We start from the raw sequence: 16,091 nt of genomic DNA on the forward strand, positions 1-16,091 counted from the left end.
CAGGGGGCAGGGGGCAGGAAGCAGGGGGCAGGAGGCCGGGGGCAGAGGTCAGGAGCCAGCAGCCGGCAGCCAGGAGTTCCGGGCCAGACGGTGGTTCAGGCCGGGTAGGCGTGGGTCTGGATGGCCTTGACCGAGGCCCAGACCGTGACCCCCGGCGCCAGCTCCAGCTCCGCGACGGCGGCCGGGGTGAGGTCGGCGGCCATCGGCAGGCGGCCCGCCAGCTCGGCCCGGACCCGGTCGCCGTGCAGGTCCAGGCCGGTGACCTCGGCCTGCCACAGGTTGCGCGCGCTGGACTGCGGCCGCTCCCGGTGGAGGGTCACCGCGGACGGCGGGAACGCGACGAACGCCGGGCCGTTCAGCTCCTCGGCGGTGGCCAGCACGGTGCCGTCCGGGAGCGTGACGTGCGTGCCCTCGGACCGGCCCTGGTACAGGTTCAGCCCCACCAGGCGGGCGATGTAGTCGGTGCGTGGCCGCCGGGCGACCTCGGCCGGGCTGCCGGACTGCACCTCGTACCCCTGCTCGATCACCACCAGCCGGTCGGCCAGCACCATCGCGTCCAGCGGGTCGTGCGTCACCAGCACCGCCACCGCCTCGAACTCGGCCAGATGCCGCCGCAGTTGGGACCGCACGTCGAGGCGGGTGCGGGCGTCCAGGGCAGCCAGGGGCTCGTCCAGCAGGAGCAGCCGGGGGTGGACGGCGAGGGCCCGGGCCAACGCCACCCGCTGCGCCTGGCCGCCGGAGAGCCTGCCGGGGCGGACGGAAGCGTGGTCGGCCAGACCCATCCGCTCCAGCCAGGTGGCGGCCTCGGTCCTGGCGTCGCGCTTGGAGCGGCCCTGGCAGCGCGGCCCGAAGGCGACGTTGTCGAGCGCGCTGAGGTGCGGGAAGAGCAGGTAGTCCTGGAACACCACGCCGACCGGCCGTTCCTCGGCCGGCGTGTGCACGCGCTCGGCCGGATCCTCCAGGGTGCGGCCGTCCAGGCGCAGATGGCCGCCGGTGAGCGGGAGCAGGCCGGCGAGGGCGCGCAGTGCGGTGGACTTGCCGGCGCCGTTGGGCCCGAGCAGCGCGATCACCTCGCCGGGGGCGGCGGTGAGGGCGAGGTCGAGGGTGAACGCGGCACGGTCGACCCGCAGTCGGGCGTCGAGAGCGGTGCTCGGGAGGCGTTCGGTGCTCATCGGGGCGGCATCCAGGCGTTCGAGCGGGCGTCCGGGGCGACGCGGACGCAGACGGGGGCGGTGGCGCGGGCGGGGACGCGGACGGGGGCGGTGGCGCGGACTGGGGCGGGCGGCGTCACGGGGTCGACAACCAGCGGTCGCGCAAGCCGACCAGGACGGCGACGGAGACCGCCAGCAGCACCAGCGACAGCGCGATCGCGGCCTGCGGGTCGGACTCCATGGCCAGGTAGACGGCCAGTGGCATGGTCTGGGTGCGGCCCGGGAAGTTGCCCGCGAAGGTGATCGTCGCACCGAACTCGCCGAGCGCCCGGGCCCAGGCCAGGACGGCACCGGCGGCGATCCCCGGCGCGATCATCGGCAGGGTGACCCGCCGGAACGCGGTCAGCCGGGAGGCGCCGAGGGTCGCGGCGGCCTCCTCGTAACGGGGGTCGGCGGCCCGTAGCGCGCCCTCCACGCTGATCACCAGGAACGGCATCGCCACGAAGGCCTCGGCGATCACCACCCCGGTGGTGGTGAAGGGCAGCGTGAGGCCGAAGGCCGAATCCAGCCAGGTGCCGACGATGCCGCGCCGGCCGAGTACCAGCAGCAGCGCCACACCGCCGACCACCGGCGGCAGCACCAGCGGCAGGGTGACCAGCGCCCGGATCACCCGCCGGCCCGGCAGCTCGGTGCGGGCGAGCAGCCAGGCCAGCGGAACGCCGAGGACCAGCGACACGGCGGTGGCCGCCGTCGCGCTGATCAGCGACAGGCGCAGCGCGTCCCAGACGGCGGGGCTGGTGAGCTCGTCGGACAGGGCGCTCCACGGCGCCCGGACCAGCAGGCCGACCAGCGGGAGGATCAGGAACGCCAGCCCGAGCAGCGCCGGGAGCAGCAGGGCGACCGGGACGCGGTGCGTCCGCGACCGGCGCCGGCGCGGCAGGGCCTTCCCCGGTCCTGCCGCACCGCCGTCGGTCCGGTCCCGGCCGGGCTGACCCGACGGGTGCTCCTCGGAACCGGTGGTGCGGTCGCTCACGGTGCCTGGAAGCCCGCCGCGGTCAGCACCTGCTTGGCCTCGGGCGACTGGATGTACGCGACGAAGGCGGCGGCGCCGTCCTTGTTCGGCGCCTTGGCGAGTGCGGCGATCGGGTAGTCGTTCACGGCCTTGTCGGCCTCGGGGAAGTCCACACCGTCGATCTTGGCAGCATCGGCCTGCACATCGGTCTTGTACACCAGCGAGGCGTCGACCTCGCCGAGTTCGACCTTGGTGAGCGCGCCCTTGACGTCCTGCTCCAGGGTGACCGGGGTGAGGTCGACGCCGGCCGCCTTGAGCGCGGTCTGCGCGGCGGCGCCGCAGGGCACCTCCTTCGCGCAGAGCGCGACCTTCACGCCGGAGGCGGTGAGGTCCTTGAGGCCCGCGATGTGCTTGGGGTTGCCCTTGGGGACGGCGACGGTGAGCGTGTTCTTGACGAAGACCGCCGGCTGGCCGCTCGCACCGCCCGCGTCGGTCACGGTCTTCATGGTGGCCGGGCTGGCGGCGGCGAACACGTCGGCCGGGGCACCGGAGTTGATGCTGGTGGCGAGGCTGGAGCTGCCGCCGAAGTTGAAGGTGACCTTGCTGCCCGGGTTGGCGGCCTCGAACTTCTTGCCCAGCTCGGTGAAGGTCTCCTTGAGCGAGGCGGCGGCGAAGACGGTGACGGTGCCGCTCGCCTTCGGCGCGCTGTCACCGGCGGCGGCCGCGGAGCCGGACGCGGCAGTGGTGTTCGAGGCCGTGGAGCCGGAGGACTTGGCGCCGTCGCTGCCGCAGGCGGTGACCCCGAGGCTGAGGACGAGGGCCGCTGCGGCGGCGACGGCGAGTCTGCGGGTGGTGCCGGTGGTACGGGTGCTCATCGGTGCTTCCCCTCCGGGGTGCGCGCCGGACGGGGCGCGAGGGACTGACCGCAGCTGCGGCCATTACGGCGATCATAGTGCCGCAAATGCGAGCGATAAATCCTCTGTCGCTTTGCACAGGCAGGGGCTGGTGCGGGTCTCGGATCCGCTGTGTGATGGCTCAAACGGGTGCGCCCGGGAGTGCGCTCGGGAGTGCGCTCGGGGGGTACGCCCGGGGCGGTCGGGTGCGCTTGGGGGCGACCGGCGGTGGGGGCGGTGGGGTGCGGCGGGGCGGGGGCCGGGGGGCTGCGGAAAATGCGTCGCGCGGGGTGGGCCGAGCGGTCAGAGTGGTCGACGTCCGTACGTCCGTACGTCCGTAAGTCCGCGGACGCGACCGGGCCGCGGAGTGCGCCGCCACGGTCGAGCCAAGGGGAGGAGTCCGTCCATGTCCATGCTGCGCGTCACCGTCGAGAAGCTGACCATCCTGGAGCACCCGAACGCCGATGCCCTGGAGCTCGCACAGGTCGGCCTCTACCGGGCGGTGGTCGCCAAGGGTGTGTACCGGACCGGAGACTACGCCGTCTACATCCCCGAACAGTCCGTCCTCCCCGACGAGTTGATCGCCGAGCTGGGGCTGACCGGCAAGCTGGCCGGCTCCCGGGCGAACCGGGTGAAGGCGGTACGGCTGCGCGGCGAACTGTCCCAGGGCATCGTCTGCCGGCCCGCTGCGCTCGCCGAGGCCGACCTGGCCGCCGCGGCCGACCAGGGTGAGGACTTCGCGGACCTGCTCGGGGTGGTCAAGTGGCAGCCGCCGGTGCCCACGTCGATGAGCGGCGAGGTGGTCAGCGCCCCGGACCTGCTGCCCTGGGTGGACATCGAGAACCTCAAGCGCTACCCCGGGATCTTCGAGCCCGGCGAGCCGGTGGTGCTGACCGAGAAGCTGCACGGCAGCTGCTGCCTGGTCACGTACACCGCCGGGACCGGCGCGGTGCAGGTGTCGTCCAAGGGGATCGGCGCGCAGGGGCTGGCGCTCGTCGAGGACGAGCGCAACCTCTACTGGCGGGCGGTGCGGGCGTACGACATCCCGGCGGTGGCGGCCCGGTTGGCGGAGCGGCTCGGCGCCGAGCGGGTCGGCATCTTCGGCGAGGTCTTCGGCGAAGGCGTGCAGGACCTCGGCTACGGCGCCTCCGCGCGCACCGACCGGCCCGGGTACGCGGCGTTCGACGTGTCGGCCGTGGTGGACGGGCAGCAGGTCTGGCTGTCCGCGCCCGAACTGCTGGACGGTGAGCTGCCGTTGGCGCCCGAGGTGTGGCGCGGGCCGTTCGACCCGGAGGCCGTACTGGGTCTCGCCCAGGGCAAGGAGACCTTCTCCGGGCGCGAACTCCACCTGCGCGAGGGCGTCGTGGTGCGGCCGGTGACCGAGCGCTGGAGCCCGGTGCTCGGCGGCCGGGCGATCGCCAAGGTGGTCAGCGACGCCTACCTGACGCGCAAGGGCGGCACCGAGTACGAGTAGGCCCCTGGGCAGGGGACGCGCACCTTCCGGAAATGACTACCCGTCAGTAGAGTCGAAGGTGCGCATCCCCGTGCAGAAGGAGTCGTCCATGGCCACCGAAACCGCCGTACCCGGCCCGGCCGGCAATCCGCTGGTCGGATCGCTGTTCGACCTCACCCGACGCCCGCTGCGCACCTATCTCGCGGCCCGCCGCGACCACGGCGACGTGGTGCGGCTGCGGGTCGGTCCGCCGGGCCTGCGGGCCGACTTCTACGCCGTGTTCTCCCCGGACGGGGTCCAGCAGGTGCTGGGCGGCGAGGCGGCCAACTTCCGCAAGGAGAACGCCTTCTACGACGAGCTGCGGACCAGTGTCGGCAACGGCCTGCTGACCAGCCAGGACGGCGACTACCAGCGCCAGCGCCGACTGATCCAGCCGCTGTTCACCCGTCGCCGGGTGGACGGCTACGCGGACGCGGTCGCGCAGGAGGCGCAGTCGCTCACCGACCGCTGGCGGGCGGCGCCTGACGGGGTGGTGGACGCGGCGGAGGAGATGTCACGGTTCGCGTTGCGGGCGGTCGCGCGGATCCTCTTCGGTGCGGACGTGGAGGAGGCGGTGGCCGTGGTGAACCGCAACTTCCCCCTGCTCGGCGAGTACATCAAGGAGCGCGGCTTCGCCCCGGTCCGCGTCCCGCGCGGCTGGCGGACCCCGGGGAACCGGCGCGGCCAGGAGGCCCAGCGGGCGCTGTACGAGGTCTGCGACCGGATCATCGCCGAGCGCGCCGCGCGCGGGGGCGGCGACGAGGACGCGGACGACCTGCTCACGCTGCTCGGGCGGGCGCGCGGCGAGGACGGGGAGCGACTGGATCCGGCCGAACTCCGGGACCAGGTACTGGTGTTCCTGCTCGCAGGGCACGAGACCACGGCCACCTCGCTGGCCTTCGCGCTGCACCTGCTGGCCAAGCACCCGGAGCACCGGAAGCTCGCCCGCGAGGAGGCGCGGACCGTCCTGGCCGGGCGGGCGCCGACGGCGGCGGACCTGGAGGCGCTGCCGTACATCACCCGGGTACTGAAGGAGGCGATGCGGCTCTATCCGGCGGCAGCGCTGGTCGGCCGGAGGGCGGTCGACGCGACCGTCATCGACGGGTACGCCATCCCGGCGGGGGCGCAGGTCATCGTCGCGCCGCTGGTCACCCACCGGCACCCCGACCACTGGGCGGACCCGGAGCGCTTCGACCCGGACCGCTTCCTGCCGGAGGAGGAGAAGGCCCGGCACCGCTACGCCTGGTTCCCGTTCGGGGGCGGGCCGCGGGCGTGCATCGGGCAGCACTTCTCGATGCTTGAGGCGGTGCTGACCCTGGGGGTGCTGCTGCGGGACTTCGACGTGGAGGCCGTCGACCGGCGGGTCGCGATCGCCCAGGGGATCACGCTGCGGGCGGCGAGCCCGATGCGGATCCGGGTGACGGCCGGAGTCTGACGCGGGGCAGATGGCAGCTGGCGGCTGACAGATTTCAAACTCTGTCAGCTGTCAGCTGTTATCCGTCATCTGTTTGTCGTCCGCTGTCGGTCGCGCGCCCGCCGCCCGGCTGCCACTCGCCGCTCGGCCACCGCCACCCCGCCGTCCGGGCAGACGACCGGTTCATTCGAACACATCGCCCGTCGCCTGCGGGCTGTTTTTCAGATCTTCGGGTGGCCGTTTCCGGCCCCTCGATAGCGTCCCACGCACCCCAGGCCGAAAGCGCACATGCGGCTGGCATATGACGGGACGGTCCCTCGCGGACCTGACGACCCCCTGCCGCCGCTCGCATGGAATCCGTCCGGCCCGGGGAGCCCGGGCGCACCGCGTACCGCCCCGGGCCCGACCGGTCGACCGGAGGTCCCATGGGCACCCTCAACCCCCTCAGTCCCGGCTGGCTGACCCCCGCCCTCTCGTACCTGATGGCCTGCGCCGGCGCCGCCCTCGGACTGCGCTGCACGCTGCGCGGTGTGGCCGCGCGCGGTGCCGCCCGGCGGAACTGGCTGGTCACGGCGGCCGCCGCGATCGGCTCCGGCATCTGGACCATGCACTTCGTCGCCATGTTCGGGTTCACCGTCGACGGCACCGAGCTGCGTTACGACGTCCCGCTGACCGTCCTCAGCCTCCTGGTCGCGGTCCTGGTCACCGGTCTCGGCCTGACCGTCGTCTGCTACGGCGCGCACCGCGGGCTCGCCCTGTTGGCGGGTGGCGTCACCACCGGTCTCGGTGTCGCCGCGATGCACTACCTGGGCATGGCCGCCGTACGGATGCACGGCGCCCTGCGCTACGACGCCGGGACGGTCGCGCTGTCCGTCCTGGTCGCGGTCGGCGCCGCCACCGCGGCGCTCTGGGCCGCTGTGACCATCCGCAACGTCTACGCGGCCGGGGCCGCCGCGCTGGCCATGGGACTCGCCGTCAGCTGCATGCACTACACCGGCATGGCCGCCGTGCACGTCCGGCTGGAGCCGACCCGGGCCGGCCTCGGCGGGGCCGGCCCGATGGAGTTCGTCTTCCCGCTGGCCGTCGGACTCGGCTCGTTCCTCTTCCTCGCCTCGGCCTTCGTCGCGCTCTCGCCGACCGCCCAGGAGCGGGCCGGCTACCGGGAGGCGGGCGAGCTGGCCATCGAGGAGTTCCCTGCCGCGACCGCCCGCCCCGAACCCGAACCCGAACTTGAACCCGAACCCGGAGACGGGCGCGAACCGAGCGGCCCCGCCCGCCCGGCAGCCGAGCGCTACGGCGCGGACCACCACGAACGCGCGGCCTGAGCGCACCGGCCCGGCCCGACCCGACCCGACCCGCCTCGCCCCCGTCCCCGTTCCCGTCCTCGCCTTTGCCTCCGCCCAAGCCCCAGCCTCAGCCCGAAAGGCTCCTCCCACATGCGAGAAGACCGCGGCGCCGCCCCCGGTGCCCGCCGGGGTGCCCCCGTCGGGCCGCCCGCCCGCCCGGCGCGCCTCGGCTCCCGGTCGCGCGGGCTGCGCCCCCGGACGGTCCGCGCCCGGATCATCGCCCTGCTGATGGTCCCGGTCGTCTCGATCATCGCCCTGTGGGGGTTCGCCACCGTCACCGCCGCCCAGGGAGTCTGGGACCTGCTGCGGCAGCGCGACGCCCAGCGCACCGTGCTCACCCCCGTCGCCGGGGCGGTCGTCGGGCTGCAGGCCGAACGGGCCGCCGCCGGTCAGCTGTTGGCCGCTCCGGCGACCGTCCCTGCCGCCGCCCGGGAGAGTGCCCTGCGCGATGCCTCGGCCGCCACCGACCTGGCGGTCGCCCCGCTGTTCCCCGATCCCCGGCACCCCGACCAGGGCTACAACCGTGCCGACGCCCAGGGCCTCGGCGCCGACGCCACCGCCCGCCTGGACGACCTCGGCACCGCCCTCGCCGGCCTGCCCGAGCTGCGCGGTCGCGTCCTGGCCCGGAGCGTGGGCTGGCCCGAGGTGTACGCCGCGTACGGTGAGGCGGTGGACCGGGCGCTCGCCGTGGCGGGTGCCGTCGCACCGCTGCAGGACCACCCGTCCGACTCCGATGCGCGGGTGCTGCTGGAACTCGCCCGCTCCCGTGAACTGCTGGCCCGCGAGCACGCGTTGCTGGGTGCGGCGCAGCTCTCCGGCGTGCTCGACGACGACCGGCTGCGCGAGTTCTCCGGCACGGCGTTCGCCCGGCGGGAGTTCGAGCGGGGAGCCGCGGCCGACCTGCGCCCCGCCGACCGGGCCGCGCTGCTCGCCGTCATCGGTGGCCGGGACCATCGTGAGCTGGTCGGGTACGAGGAGAAGGTCCGTGCCGCCGCAGACGGCCGGGCGGCCGCCACCGCGGTGCCGGCGGACCGGTGGGAGATGGTCGCCGGGAACGTCGCGAGCGGCCTGCGCGCGGTCGAGGACCGGGCCGGGCGGGTCGCCGCGGAGCGCCGGAACCCCTACGCCGTGGGCCTGTCCACCCCGGCCGGGATGGCAGTGCTGCTCGGTCTGGTCGGCGCGGTCGCCTCGCTGGTGATCTCGGTGCAGATCGGGCGCGGCCTGGTGACCGAGCTGATCGACCTGCGCAACTCGGCACTTGAGCTGGCCGGTCGCAAACTCCCCGCCACCATGCGGAAGTTGCGGGCGGGTGAAGAGGTGGACATCGAGGCCGAGGCACCGCGACCGGCGGGCCGGGACGACGAGATCGGCCAGGTGTACCGGGCGCTAGGCACCGTCCAGCGGGCGGCCGTCACCGCGGCGGTCGAGCGGGCCGAGGTGCTGTCCGGGGTCTCCGGGGTGTTCGTCAACCTCGCGCGCCGCAGTCAGGTCCTGGTGCATCGCCAACTCACCCTGCTGGACGCGATGGAGCGCCGCACCGAGGATCCGTCCGAGCTGGCCGACCTGTTCCGGCTCGACCACCTCACCACCCGCATGCGCCGCCACGCCGAGGGGCTGATCATCCTCTCCGGTGCCGTCCCCGGCCGGGCCTGGCGCAGGCCCGTCCCGCTGGTGGACGTGGTGCGCGCGGCCGTCTCGGAGGTCGAGGAGTACGCCCGGGTCGAGGTGCACCCGCTACCGCGCGCCGCCGTCGCCGGGCACGCCGTCGCGGACCTCACCCACCTGGTCGCCGAGCTGGTCGAGAACGCCACCGGCTTCTCCCCGCCGCACACCCGCGTGCACATCCGGGGCGAACGGGTCGGCGCCGGATACGCGTTGGAGATCGAGGACCGCGGCCTCGGCATGGGCTCGGAAGCCCTGTCCGCCGCCAACCGCCGGATCGCCGCGGTCGAGCAGACCGACCTCTTCGACAGCGACCGGCTCGGGCTGTTCGTGGTCAGCCGGCTCGCCCGGCGGCAGGACGTCAAGGTCTCGTTGGTGACCTCCGCGTACGGCGGCACCACCGCGGTGGTCCTGCTGCCAACTGTTCTGCTCGCCGACGGGACTGCGGACGGGCCGCCTCAACCGTACGATCCGGTACCGGAGTTGGACGTCATGCCGCTCGATGCCGATGAGTCGGACCCGCTCGGGTGGGCACAACCTGGCGAGACCGCAGGGGAGTTCGGGCCGACGGGCGAGAACTGCTCGCGGGAGGCGGGGATCGAAGGACTTCCGGCGGCGGGTGGGCCGCCGCCGGAGGGTGGGGCGCTGCTGCCGTTCGGCGTCCGGGGCAGCGACCCCGGGCCGGTGCGCCGCACCCCCTTCCGGGCATCGACTGCCCGGGCGGTCGGCCCGGCTGCGGACTGGGGCCCGGGTGCCGCCGTCCGTCCGCAGCCCGGGCCGCCGCAGCCGTACCGCCCGGAACCGGATCCCGCTTCGGTTCCGGTTCCCGTTCCGGATCAGACTTCGCTTCAGGCTTCGCTTCCGGATCCGGCTCCCGGTGATCGCCGACTCGACCCGGGGCCGGAGGAGTTGCCGCGCCGGACCCGCCAGGCGAACCTCGTGCCGCAGTTGCGCGAGGCCCCGGCGGGATCGGGCCCGCGCACCCGGCGGACGGCCTCCACCGCCACCTTGGGTCCTGCCTCGGCACCCGGTGCGGACCCCGCAGACCGCAGTCCCACAGACCGCAGTTCCGCAGGTCGCAGTCCCGACGGCAGTAGCTCCGAGGGCCGTAGTCCCGAGGCGGCGCGGGCGGCGATGGCGGCCTTCCAGAACGGGTGGGCGCGCGGCCTGCACGCCGGCGGCGGACGGCACGACCCATCCGCGGGCCGACCCGCCGCCCCGCAGCCCGCCGACCTCCCCGCACCACAGGACCCGCGCGGTCCCCTGTCCCCATCCCGACCCGAAGGAGAGCGACCGTGATCGGCACCACCCACCGCGCAGGAGAACTGAACTGGCTCCTCGACGAGCTGGTCCGGCGAGTGCCCGAGGTCCGGTTCGCCGTGATGCTCTCCGCCGACGGACTGGCCATGGGCACTTCGGCCGGCCTGCCGCGCGAGGACGGCGAGCACCTGGCTGCCGTCGCCTCCGGCTTCCACAGCCTGGCCAAGGGCGCCGGCCGGCACTTCGACGCGGGCGAAGTCCGCCAGACGATGGTCGAGTTGGAGGGCGGCTACCTGCTGGTCGCCGCGGCCGGAGAAGGTACCTGTCTGGCCGTCTTCACCACCGCCGGGGCCAACCTCGGGCTGATCGCCTACGAGATGGCCAGACTCGTCCGGCGGGTCGGGGAGCACCTGAGCACCCCGCCGCGTGCGGCGGACGGCTGGTGAGCCGGGTGCCCCGACCGTCCTCCGAGGGGCCGTCCGCCGGGCGACATCCGGAACACCCGCGCGCCGAGCCCGGTCCGCACCCCCGCAACCCGCTCGCCGCCGCCCACCGGGCCCGCTGGTACGACGACGAGGCCGGCCCGCTGGTCCGCCCGTACGCCATGACCCGGGGCCGTACCGGGGCCGGTCAGCAGCAGCTCGACCTGATCGCCGTGGTCGTCAGCGACCTGCCCGATCCGGCGCTCGCCCCGGACGCGCCCGAACCGCCGGTCGGCCCCGAACAGGCGCGCATCCTCGCGTTGTGCCGGGGCACCCCGCTGTCCGTGGCCGAACTCGCCGCCGACCTCGACCTGCCGGTGGGCGTCGTACGGGTACTGCTCGGCGACCTGCTCGCGGCCGGGCTCATCCGGGTCAAGCGCCCCGTCCCGCCCGCCCTGCTCCCCGACGAGCGCATCCTCCAGGAGGTCATCCATGGACTCCGCGCACTCTGACCACCGATCCGAACGGTCGCGGCCGGACGGCCGGAACCGGCCGAGCGGGCCGTCCGGGCCCACCGGGGCGTTCGCGGCGGAGGAGCCCGACGACACCGTGCTCGCGCTCAAGATCCTGGTGGCGGGCGGCTTCGGGGCCGGCAAGACGACACTGGTCGGTGCGGTCAGCGAGATCCGGCCGCTGCGCACCGAGGAGCGGCTGACCGAGGTCGGGCGCGGGGTGGACGACCTCGACGGCGTGGAGCGCAAGAGCACCACGACGGTGGCGATGGACTTCGGGCGGATCACCATCCGGGAGGGACTGGCGGTCTACCTCTTCGGCACCCCGGGGCAGGACCGGTTCTGGTTCCTCTGGGACGAGCTGGCCCAGGGGGCCCTGGGTGCGGTGGTGCTCGCCGACACCCGCCGCCTGACCGACTGCTTTCCGGCCGTCGACTTCTTCGAGCACCGGGGCATCCCGTTCGTGGTGGCGGTGAATCGTTTCGCCGGAGCCCGGGAGTTCGGTCCGGCCGAGGTCGCCCGCGCGCTGGACCTGGACGCCGGCACGCCCGTGCTGCTCTGCGACGCGCGCCGCCGGTCGTCGGGAAAGGAGGTGCTGATCAATCTGGTCGAGCACGCAGGCCGCCTGCGCGCCGCCCGGCTGCTCGCGGACGCCGCGCCGGTGGGGTTCGGGTGAGGCGGAGCGCGAACGACGGGTGACAGATGACAGCCGACAGCCGACGGATGACAGCTGACAGATTTCGAAAGTTGTCAGCTGTCATCTGTCTGCTGCCCACTGTCACCCGCGGCCCTTCGTCGTCCGTCGTCCGTCCCCGTCCTCCGTCCTCTGTCTTCACACCGCCGACGGCTGCCCGCGCCGGGGTGCGCCGATCAGCCGCGCCACTGGAAGACGATCTTCGTCCAGCTGGACCCCGGGCAGTTGCCCCAGACGTCCCACGCCTCCGGTCGCGCGCCGATCCACAGGCCGGTGGTGTGCGTGGCGTTGGCGCAGTAGGTGATGGTGCGCAGCTGGCCGGAGTAGACGTGGCAGTAGCCCTCCCAGCGCCAGCCGTAGTTCGCGGTGATGACGCAGTGGTAGGGCGCGGCGGCGATGGTGTTCGACGCCGGGATGGACCCGGGCGTGATGCTCTGGTTCGGGGCGGGCGCGGCCGCGGCCGGCAGGGCGGTGATTCCGAGCGTGCCGAGGGCGGCCGCGGCGGCCATCCCGAACGCGGCGATCTTCCTGGCGATGCAACCTCGCACGGTGGTTCTCCTAGCTGAACGGTTCTCGTCGGGCGGGGCGCGCCCCGGCCGTCCGGGATGTGCGGGTGGAGACGAAGTCCCGTTCCCCGTAAGGCCGGTGACGTGTTGCACACGAATGACTGCGAACGGTGAGACGACGAACTATGATGTGATCTGTGTCACAAGCGGTCCGATTGGGCTGTGGCCAGGCCCGGTCGGGCGTTCGGGGTGCCGATGTCCGGGGAGGGCGGCATGGCGGATTGCAACGGTCGACGGGTCGGCGGCGGGCCGGAGAAGGGCTTCGGCCCGTGCGGGAGCGGCGGTCAATCGGCTGAGTTCAACCGGGTGTTCACCGATCTGCTGCCCAGGCTCCAGCAGGCGGCCGCCTCGCTCACCGGAAGTCCGCTCGCCGCCGGGGACGTCGTCCACGACGCGTACCTGCGGATCGCCCGTCGGCCGGAGCGGTTCCTCGGCCATCCTCAGCCGTACGCCTACGCGTTCACCACGATGGTGAACATCCTGCGCGACCAGTGGCGCCGGGAGCGGCGGAGGGTCCCGATGCCCGAGGTGCCGGAGCAGGGTGCCGAGACCGGGCGGGACAGTGCGGCGTCCGGCCCCCGGGCGGGCGGCATGGCCGAGTTGCAGGCGCGCTGGGAGGTGGTCCGGCTGCTGGGCTTCCTGACCGCCAAGCAGGCCCGCGCGGTGGCACTGGTCGACCTCGACGGCTACAGCGTCGACGAGGCCGCAGAGCTGCTGGGGCTGCACCGCAGCACCCTGGCCGTCACCCGCCGCCGTGCCCACGGGCGGCTGCGCGCCGTGGTCGAACGGGAGCGCGAGCGGGGGTGCGGATAGCGGCCCTCCGCCCCCGGCTCCCCCTTCGCCGTCTGCCATCCCTCACCCGTTGCCCGCCACCGCCCACCCGTCGCCCGCCACCCGTCGCCCGCCACCGCCCACCCGTTGCCCGCCACCCGTCGCCCGCCACCGTCGCCCCGTGCGGCGCGCGGCCCGACGCACCGAGCTGACGACAAGTCAGCTGATGTGCCGCCCCGGCCCGTACGCTGCAAATCGTGATCACGTACGAGGACCGCCGCCTGCGCGCCCTGGCCGAGGACGGCCGCTGGCACGAGCTGCTCGCCGCCTACCGGCAGGGCCGGGCGGCCGCCGTGGTCGAAGCGGGGGAGGAGACCGCGGCGGCCCTGACGGCGCCGCTCGGCCACCTGATCGCCTACGCGGCGCCGCCCGAGCTGGCCGTCCGGCTGTTCGACCGGGACGGCGGAGAGGGGACGGTCGCCGGGGTGGCCGACCACGACGCCGGTCCGCTGTGGGAGGTGCTGGCGACCCGGCACTCCTGGCTGCGGCTGGCCCCGCTCCTCGGCCCGGCCCCGGTGCGCCGACTGGTCGCGCACACCCGGGTGCTGCTCGGCGAGGACCTCTCGTGCGGTGCCGAGCCTGATCCGGAGGGCGTGCCGCTGCGGCTGGAGCCGTGGGAGGCGGCGGGTTGGGAGGAGTCGGCGCGGGTGCGGGAGTACCTGCCCGGCGGAGGTGCGCGAAGCGCGCTGCTGACCCTGCCGCCCAGTCGGGAGGGTCTCGGGGCGGTGGAGCTTCCGGCGGCGGTGACGCGGACGGGCGGCCGGCCCCCCGGTCAGCGGGTCACCCGGGCGCTGGCCGAGCTGGGCGCGCTGGCGCCGTGGGCGGAGGTGGTCTGCGTCCGTGGCCAGGCCCCGCTGGCGGCGGCCCAGCTGGCCCGGGGCCGGCGGGTGGTCGGCGGGTACCTGCCGTTCGCGCTGGTCTACCCGGCGCTGGTGCGGGCCGCCGCCGTCGGCCGGACGCAGGGCTGCGCGCACGGTCGGCTGGGGCTGTGGCGGGCGCTGGCCGCGATGGCCGGGACGGACGGGCCGGAGCCGGGTGAGGTGAACGCGCTGGTGGCCCGGATGCGCTGTTTCACCTGGCAGGAGCCGACGGCCGGGCTGCACCACCTGCACGTCGCGCTGGAGGATCCGGCCAGCGGGGTGGCCTGGGGGGTCAGCGGCTCGCAGGAGCTGTGAGGGGCGGTCGGGCCGGCCGTGCGCCGCGTTCCGGCCACGTCGGGGCCGAGCCGCACGGAGCGGAAGGCCCCCGGCCCGGCGCCGTTTCCGGGGGTTGGTGGGTGGCGCCGGACCGGGGGAGTGCGGGGGACCGCGCGGCCGCTCAGACGGCGGCGGGTGCGGCGCCCTGGGTGGGGACGGCCTCGGGGGCGTGCGCGGGTTCGCCCGCCGTCGCCGGGCTCCCGGAGCCGTGGCCGTCGACCAGGGTCAGTTCGTCGAACGGCACCTCGCCGGCCAGTACCCGGCGGGCGCGCTCGGTGTCGAGCTCACCGGTCCAGTGCCCGATGAGCACGGTCGCGACGGCGTTGCCCGCGAAGTTGGTGAGCGCGCGGGCCTCGGACATGAAGCGGTCGATGCCGACGATCAGGCCGACCCCGTCCACCAGTGCGGGCTTGTGCGACTGCAGCCCGCCCGCGAGGGTGGCCAGTCCCGCACCGGTGACGCCGGCCGCGCCCTTGCTCGCGATCACCATGAACACCAGCAGCGAGAGCTGCTCGCCGATCGACATCGGCTTGTCCATCGCCTCGGAGATGAAGATCGAGGCCATGGTCAGGTAGATCGCGGTGCCGTCGAGGTTGAAGCTGTAGCCGGTCGGCACGGTGATGCCGACGACCGGGCGGCTGACGCCCAGGTGCTCCATCTTGGCGATCAGGCGGGGCAGTGCGCTCTCGGAGGAGGAGGTCGAGAGGATGAGCAGGAACTCGCGGCCGAGGTACTTCAGCAGCGCGAACACGTTGACCCCGGCGACCAGGCGCAGCAGCGTGCCCAGCACCACGACGACGAACAGCGCGCAGGTCAGGTAGAAGCCGATCATGATGACCGCGAGGCTCTTCAGCGCGGCGGTGCCGGTGGCCCCCACCACGGCCGCCATCGCCCCGAAGGCGCCGATCGGCGCGACCCACATGATCATCGCCATGACCCGGAAGACCAGCCGCTGCACGTGCTCGATCCCGCGCAGCACCGGGGCGCCGGCCGCTCCCATCGCCTGCAGGGCGAAGCCGGCGAGCAGGGCGACCAGCAGGGTCTGCAGCACCTTGCCCTGGGTGAGGGCGGAGAACATGGTGTCGGGGATCATCCCGAGCAGGAAGTCGGTGGTCGACTGGGCGCCGCCGGCCGCCGCCTGGGCGTGGCCGGACTTGGCCAGCGCGGCGGTCAGGTGCAGGCCGCCGCCGGGCTCCAGCAGGTTGCCGACGACCAGGCCGATGGCCAGCGCGACGGTCGACATGACGAGGAAGTAGCCGAGGGCCAGGCCGCCGACCTTGCCGACCTTCGCCGCCTTGGTCACCGAGCCGATGCCCAGCACGATGGTGCAGAAGATCACCGGGCTGATCATCATCTTGATCAGGTTGACGAAGCCGGTGCCGACCGGCTTGAGCTCCACGGCGAAGCCCGGGGCGGCCAGCCCGACCACCACACCCGCCACCACCGCGGCGATCACGGCGAGGTAGAGGTAGTGGGTCCGGTCCTTGCGTCTGGGTCCCCCCGCCGTTGCGGCTCCAGCGATCGACATCTGCGGCTCCTTCGCCCTGCAGTCCTGGCGGCCCCGGGTGGTGGGCCGCTCCGAACTATGGGCCGCGGCGTGACGGAGGTCACGTTTGCGTTCATAGAGTTCACGGTCTCCG

Annotated in this window: 14 protein-coding genes; 9 read left to right on the forward strand and 5 right to left on the reverse strand. The window is 74.2% G+C overall.

The window, feature by feature from the left end; genetic code table 11:
• Positions 1-95: 95 nt before the first annotated feature.
• The 3 genes from ABTY56_RS15720 to modA form a co-directional block, all read right to left on the reverse strand.
• Positions 96-1,172 carry an ABC transporter ATP-binding protein gene (locus ABTY56_RS15720; RefSeq protein ID WP_350629316.1) on the reverse strand — a complete coding sequence of 359 codons (1,077 nt, stop codon included), beginning with the start codon at positions 1,170-1,172 and terminating at the stop codon, positions 96-98.
• 115 nt (positions 1,173-1,287) lie between these two features.
• A complete protein-coding gene (locus ABTY56_RS15725; RefSeq protein ID WP_350629348.1) occupies positions 1,288-2,091 on the reverse strand; it encodes an ABC transporter permease in 804 nt (267 codons plus the stop codon).
• A gap of 89 nt (positions 2,092-2,180) precedes the next feature.
• Complete coding sequence (modA, locus tag ABTY56_RS15730; protein ID WP_350629317.1) at positions 2,181-3,038, reverse strand: molybdate ABC transporter substrate-binding protein; 858 nt, start codon at positions 3,036-3,038, stop codon at positions 2,181-2,183.
• A gap of 424 nt (positions 3,039-3,462) precedes the next feature.
• Here modA and ABTY56_RS15735 point away from each other — a divergent pair, with 424 nt between their 5' ends.
• The 7 genes from ABTY56_RS15735 (at position 3,463) to ABTY56_RS15765 (ending at position 11,840) form a co-directional block, all read left to right on the forward strand.
• Positions 3,463-4,530, forward strand: coding sequence for an RNA ligase (ATP) (locus tag ABTY56_RS15735; RefSeq protein ID WP_350629318.1), 1,068 nt, complete (start codon positions 3,463-3,465; stop codon positions 4,528-4,530).
• An 88-nt stretch (positions 4,531-4,618) separates the two neighbouring features.
• Positions 4,619-5,983, forward strand: a complete 1,365-nt coding sequence (locus tag ABTY56_RS15740) for a cytochrome P450 (RefSeq protein WP_350629319.1) — start codon at positions 4,619-4,621, stop codon at positions 5,981-5,983.
• Positions 5,984-6,387: 404 nt separating this feature from the next.
• A complete protein-coding gene (locus tag ABTY56_RS15745; RefSeq protein ID WP_350629320.1) occupies positions 6,388-7,287 on the forward strand; it encodes an MHYT domain-containing protein in 900 nt (299 codons plus the stop codon).
• A gap of 111 nt (positions 7,288-7,398) precedes the next feature.
• A complete protein-coding gene (locus ABTY56_RS15750) occupies positions 7,399-10,269 on the forward strand; it encodes a sensor histidine kinase (RefSeq protein ID WP_350629321.1) in 2,871 nt (956 codons plus the stop codon).
• Entirely contained in the window at positions 10,266-10,676 is a 411-nt protein-coding gene (locus ABTY56_RS15755) for a roadblock/LC7 domain-containing protein (protein ID WP_350629322.1), read from the forward strand. The genes ABTY56_RS15750 and ABTY56_RS15755 overlap by 4 nt, the downstream gene beginning before the upstream one ends.
• A gap of 5 nt (positions 10,677-10,681) precedes the next feature.
• Positions 10,682-11,164, forward strand: coding sequence for a DUF742 domain-containing protein (locus tag ABTY56_RS15760; protein WP_502893128.1), 483 nt, complete (start codon positions 10,682-10,684; stop codon positions 11,162-11,164).
• Complete coding sequence (locus ABTY56_RS15765) at positions 11,145-11,840, forward strand: GTP-binding protein (RefSeq protein ID WP_350629323.1); 696 nt, start codon at positions 11,145-11,147, stop codon at positions 11,838-11,840. Before ABTY56_RS15760 ends, ABTY56_RS15765 begins: the two co-directional genes overlap by 20 nt.
• A gap of 194 nt (positions 11,841-12,034) precedes the next feature.
• On the opposite strand, the gene ABTY56_RS15770 is transcribed toward ABTY56_RS15765, so the two are convergent.
• Positions 12,035-12,406: a hypothetical protein gene (locus ABTY56_RS15770; RefSeq protein WP_350629324.1), complete on the reverse strand. Its 372-nt coding sequence runs from the start codon at positions 12,404-12,406 to the stop codon at positions 12,035-12,037.
• Between the two features lie 231 nt (positions 12,407-12,637).
• Between ABTY56_RS15770 and ABTY56_RS15775 the strand changes: the two genes are divergently transcribed.
• Positions 12,638-13,237 (forward strand): RNA polymerase sigma factor, encoded by a 600-nt coding sequence (locus ABTY56_RS15775; protein ID WP_350629325.1) that lies wholly within the window; start codon positions 12,638-12,640, stop codon positions 13,235-13,237.
• Positions 13,238-13,452: 215 nt separating this feature from the next.
• Entirely contained in the window at positions 13,453-14,430 is a 978-nt protein-coding gene (locus ABTY56_RS15780) for a hypothetical protein (protein WP_350629326.1), read from the forward strand.
• A gap of 142 nt (positions 14,431-14,572) precedes the next feature.
• On the opposite strand, the gene ABTY56_RS15785 is transcribed toward ABTY56_RS15780, so the two are convergent.
• Positions 14,573-15,979: a cation:dicarboxylate symporter family transporter gene (locus tag ABTY56_RS15785; protein WP_350629327.1), complete on the reverse strand. Its 1,407-nt coding sequence runs from the start codon at positions 15,977-15,979 to the stop codon at positions 14,573-14,575.
• Positions 15,980-16,091: the final 112 nt, after the last annotated feature.

Origin of the sequence: Kitasatospora sp. NPDC097691, assembly GCF_040302665.1 — a bacterium.
Taxonomy (GTDB): Bacteria; Actinomycetota; Actinomycetes; order Streptomycetales; family Streptomycetaceae; genus Kitasatospora.

Bases quoted from the DNA above. Each gene is read 5' to 3' on its own strand.
- ABTY56_RS15750 (WP_350629321.1), top strand. From the start codon at position 7,399: ATGCGAGAAGACCGCGGCGCCGCCCCCGGTGCCCGCCGGGGTGCCCCC.
- ABTY56_RS15745 (WP_350629320.1), top strand. From the start codon at position 6,388: ATGGGCACCCTCAACCCCCTCAGTCCCGGCTGGCTGACCCCCGCCCTC.
- ABTY56_RS15765 (WP_350629323.1), top strand. From the start codon at position 11,145: ATGGACTCCGCGCACTCTGACCACCGATCCGAACGGTCGCGGCCGGAC.
- ABTY56_RS15740 (WP_350629319.1), top strand. From the start codon at position 4,619: ATGGCCACCGAAACCGCCGTACCCGGCCCGGCCGGCAATCCGCTGGTC.
- ABTY56_RS15775 (WP_350629325.1), top strand. From the start codon at position 12,638: ATGGCGGATTGCAACGGTCGACGGGTCGGCGGCGGGCCGGAGAAGGGC.
- ABTY56_RS15785 (WP_350629327.1), bottom strand. From the start codon at position 15,979: ATGTCGATCGCTGGAGCCGCAACGGCGGGGGGACCCAGACGCAAGGAC.
- ABTY56_RS15720 (WP_350629316.1), bottom strand. From the start codon at position 1,172: ATGAGCACCGAACGCCTCCCGAGCACCGCTCTCGACGCCCGACTGCGG.
- ABTY56_RS15735 (WP_350629318.1), top strand. From the start codon at position 3,463: ATGTCCATGCTGCGCGTCACCGTCGAGAAGCTGACCATCCTGGAGCAC.
- modA (WP_350629317.1), bottom strand. From the start codon at position 3,038: ATGAGCACCCGTACCACCGGCACCACCCGCAGACTCGCCGTCGCCGCC.